Source organism: Methylibium sp. T29-B (assembly GCF_000576225.1).
GTDB classification, from domain to species: domain Bacteria; phylum Pseudomonadota; class Gammaproteobacteria; order Burkholderiales; family Burkholderiaceae_C; genus Methylibium; species Methylibium petroleiphilum.
Genome location: NZ_AZSN01000224.1, coordinates 1 through 4,308 on the forward strand (window position 1 = coordinate 1; position 4,308 = coordinate 4,308).

Consider the following 4,308-nt stretch of genomic DNA (forward strand, 5'->3'; position numbering starts at 1 on the left):
GTGCCGAGCGCCGCGGCGCCGGCGGCGGCGCCGAAGGCCTGCAGCAGGCGGCGACGGGCCGACTGCGGCAGCCGGCTCCAGCGGGACGAGGAAGAAGAATCCGAATGGCTCATGGGGAACTCCGGTTCGTGGACGCGACGATCGCCGCCGCGCGCAACAACGAGGAAAGAAAGGACGGGGGCGGCCGATGAACCAGGCCAGAAGGCAGAGACAAGCGAAGGAGACGCAGCCTGCAACCGCCCCCGCGTCAAAGGGGTCGCGATCGGTTCAGGCCGGACAGCGGAAGAGTGACAAGGCGGCTCCGTGCGGGGATGCAGTGCCCGCACGATAGGGAGACTCGCCGCACCGGCCAACGAAGCTTTCCGGTGGTCGATAGCGGCGCGGCGCATAAGGCGCGCCGGGGTCCGCCCGCGCGGGGCCGGGCCCGGCCGGATCGGCGCCGCTTCGGCGCAGCGTCAGGGCGCGTTGGCCGTGACCGACGCGGTCTCTTCGTTCAGGGCCAGGCCGGCACGAGCCGGCTTGGTCAGCGGCGTGGGCTTCATGCGGTTGCTGAGCATCATGCCCACCCCCGCGCGCAGGCCGCCGGTGATCTGCAGCTGCAGGCGCTCGTCGTCGCGGCGGCGCACCTCGGCCGCCACCTGCGCGGCCTCGTCGGGCGTGGCGCCCAGGGCCCGCAACGCAGCCTCGCCGAAGGCACTGGCCGACTCGAAGGTCTCGCGCACCTGGTAGTCCACGCCCGCGGCGATGAGCTTCAGCGCGTGCTCGCGATCGAAGGAGCGCACCAGCAGGCGGGCCTGCGGGAACGAGTGCTTCACCAGCTCGACGATCTTCAGCGCCGCCGCCTTGTCGTCCACACAGACGGCGATCGCTTCGGCGGTGGCAGCGCCGGAGGCGTGCAGCACGTCGAGCCGGGTGCCATCGCCGTAGTAGACCTTGAAGCCGAAGCCGTCGGCGCTCTGGATCATCTCGGTGTCCGAGTCAATGATCGCCACGTCGACCCCGCGCGCCAGCAGGGCCTGGCTGGCCACCTGACCGAAGCGGCCGAAGCCGATCATCAGCACGCTGCCGGTCAGGCCGTCGGCCCGGTCCACGCCCTCGAGCGAGGCCGCGCCACGCGGCAGCATCCAGCGCAGGGCCCCGACCGCCAGCGGCGTGAGCGCCATCGACAGGATCACGATCGCGGTGAGCACCGCATTCATCGGGCCGTCGAGCAGCCCGGCGCTGACGCCGGCCGAGTACAGCACGAACGCGAACTCGCCGCCCTGGGCCATCAGCACCATGCGGTGCAGCGCGTCGCCGTGCGGCGCGCCGAGCGCGCGCGCCACGACGTAGATGCCGGCCGCCTTCACCAGCATGAACACCACCACGCCGCCCAGCACCTGGGGCCAGTGGCTGGCGAACACCGTGAGGTCGAGCGACATGCCGACGCTCAGGAAGAACAGGCCGAGCAGGATGCCGCGGAAGGGCTCGATGTCCGCCTCCAATTGATGCCGGAAGCTCGATTCCGACAGCATCACGCCGGCGAGGAAGGCGCCCATCGCCATCGACAGGCCGCCGAACTGCATCAGCAGCGCAGCGCCCAGCACCACCAGCAGCGCGGCCGCGGTCATCACCTCCCGCGCGCGCGCCGCCGCCAGCAGCCGGAACATCGGATTGAGCAGCCAGCGCCCCGCGATCGTGACGCTGCCCACCGCCACCAGCGCCAGCAGCAGCGCGCGCCAGATGGAACTGTCGACATCGGCGTGCGCCGGCGCGAGGAAGGCCACGATGGCCAGCAGCGGCACGATGGCCAGGTCTTCCAGCAGCAGGATCGAGACCACCCGCTGGCCGCGCGAGGTGGCCGTCTCGCCGCGCTCGTCGAGGATCAGCATGACGGTGGCGGTGGAGGTCATCACGAAGCCCATCGCGGCGACGAAGGCCACCGGCGCCGACAGCCCGGCGAGCATGCCGACGCCGGTGAGCAATGCGCCGCACGCCACCACCTGGGCCAGGCCCAGGCCGAAGATCTCGCGGCGCAGGCTCCACAGGCGCTTGGGCTGCATCTCCAGCCCGATGACGAACAGGAACATCACGACGCCCAGCTCGGCCACGTGCAGGATGGTCTGCGCGTCGACGAACAACCCCAGGCCGAACGGCCCGATCGCCAGCCCGGCGGCCAGGTAGCCGAGCACCGAGCCGAGGCCGAGGCGCTTGAACAGCGGCACCGCCACCACGCCGGCGGCCAGCAGCACCACCACACGGACCAGTTGTTCGTTGCCTGCTGCCTCGACCGCCATGCCTGTACTCCTTCGCCGAATGTGGGGAACGCGCGGCCCCGGGCCGCATTGAAAAAGGGCCGGCAACCTCGGGTTGCAGGCCCTGCGGGACGGTGCGCCGGGGACGCGTCAGAAGGGTCCTACGCACAAAAAACTGTGGTTTGTGCCCACAGTGTGAGTGAGTGAAGGTGGGCGTGGGTACAAAAGATGTTGATAGTGACCGGACATGGGGCTGAAGGTACCTCTTTTGGCCCGGCTATCAACATTCTGTTGATAGCAGAGCGCTAGCTCAATCGACGCGGAGACGAGAGGCGGGCTCGCTACCCGTCGGCGGCGCTGCGCGTCCGCTCCGCCGCCGCCAGCAGTTGAGAGGCTCTGCACTTCAGTGCGGTCGCGATGACTTCAACGCTGTCGATAGCCGCTGCCGTTTTCCCCCGCTCGACCAGGCCAATGAAGTTCTTGTGCAGCCCCGTGGCAATCGCGAGGTCGCCTTGGCTGAGCCCCATGGCCAGCCTGCGCTCGCGAACAACCACGCCCAAGGCTTCGGACAAGTTCATTTGACCCAGGTTTACCCATCGCGGATGCGACGTCTTTTCCAGGACTGTACTGAAACGGCAGAAGGGACCTAGTCACTGAACGCGGTCGGCTCACCTTTTAGGACGTGTCCTGAAGCCCGTCGCATCGCTGGCTACCAAGCTCAACACCGATACGACGCGACAGGAGTGCGATGCTTGCTGACACAATATACTGTGCCACTTGCGAACCCTAAACGAGCTAAGGATGCACGATGGATGCGCTACTTCTACGCACGCGCGAACGCGATTCCCGACCAGCGGAATCTCCGCAAAGGGGTATTCGCTATTGGTCGTCCGTCGAGGTGCCTGGGGATGTCTGGTTTGTTCTGGAGTGCGGCGTCGAGACACTGGGGATTGAGTTCAACGTTCGCCGTTACATCGCGACTGACTTTTGGGAAGTGCGTGAGCTCTACAAGAAGACGACGTTCGAGTGGGCGTCATTGCATGTATTCGTGCGTTCACCGACTGACTTTCCGAGTGGGCACCTTTTCAAACGGTCGCCGAAGTGACGCGTATCGACCAAGACGACAAGTTGCTGCTCAGGACGACATCCGGCTCATGCTCATGGCTTCGGGAGGCAAGGTGGTCAAGGCACCAGCTGTAGCGCTTGGGCGACGCGTCTTTCCGTAAGCGCATGGACCAGGCTCTCGAGCTTCTCAACTCACTGGCTGGTGTGCCTCAAAGAGATGAATGCCGAAGGAACTGGCTTTAAGGCGGCAGTGTCCAGAGGCATAGCGGCGAAGCTTCGATGGGTGGACACCGGAGAAGTCGTTCCCGCCAGCGCTATTGCTTCGAAGTGGCGAGTGACAACTCGTTCCGTTGGAGGGGCAGCCCGACGAGGCGAGCTGTCGTCCATCGTCATATCTCGCCGCCGTTACTACCCACGGGAGTTCGTTGACCTGGACCTCGATATCGCAAGAGCTGTGTCACGTGCGCTCAGGCCCGTGTCGCCTGAAAGCGCCTTGATGTTCTGGAAGCGAGCTCATGGTGCATTAGGTGGAAGGACGCCCACCGCAATGCTGTGCGACGTGACCATCGCGAATCGGCAGCAGCGGGTGGTCGAGTTGGCACAAGCGTGGGCAGCCCAGTCAGCGACCGCCGCTGGGTTCTCGGTCAGTGCTCGCCGACCACCGGAAAGGGGGCGCTGAATTGGCCCCTCAGAAGGCCCCATTCAGTCGTGAACTCAGCCGGAGCCCAGCAGGTTGCAGGAGCGCGGCGACCGCTGGACCTTTCCTCGTCAGGGAGCTAGAGGGCGACACGAGCATTCCACGGCGCTGAGAGTAGAGCAGTACTGCGGTTTAGTGGACCGCAGCGCTGCCCCGGGCTCGGCTTCAGCGAGACGACCATGAGCAACCGCCCTGTCATCCTTTTGGACTTTGACGACGTCATCGTCTTGAACCGTCCAGGTGAATTCGGTGGGTTCGATGTCATCGCCCCTAATCCTCCGCCTGAGCTCTGGTGTTGACGCCGACCGAAAA

The 4,308-nt window shown here is 66.1% G+C and carries 2 protein-coding genes; both read right to left on the bottom strand.

Annotation, left to right across the window (positions count from 1 at the left end; all coding sequences use genetic code 11):
- Nucleotides 1–455: 455 nt before the first annotated feature.
- Nucleotides 456–2,276: a monovalent cation:proton antiporter-2 (CPA2) family protein gene (locus Y694_RS20010; RefSeq protein ID WP_011827713.1), complete on the bottom strand. Its 1,821-nt coding sequence runs from the start codon at nt 2,274–2,276 to the stop codon at nt 456–458.
- A gap of 299 nt (nt 2,277–2,575) precedes the next feature.
- A complete protein-coding gene (locus Y694_RS20015) occupies nt 2,576–2,812 on the bottom strand; it encodes a helix-turn-helix domain-containing protein (protein ID WP_036235787.1) in 237 nt (78 codons plus the stop codon).
- Nucleotides 2,813–4,308: the final 1,496 nt, after the last annotated feature.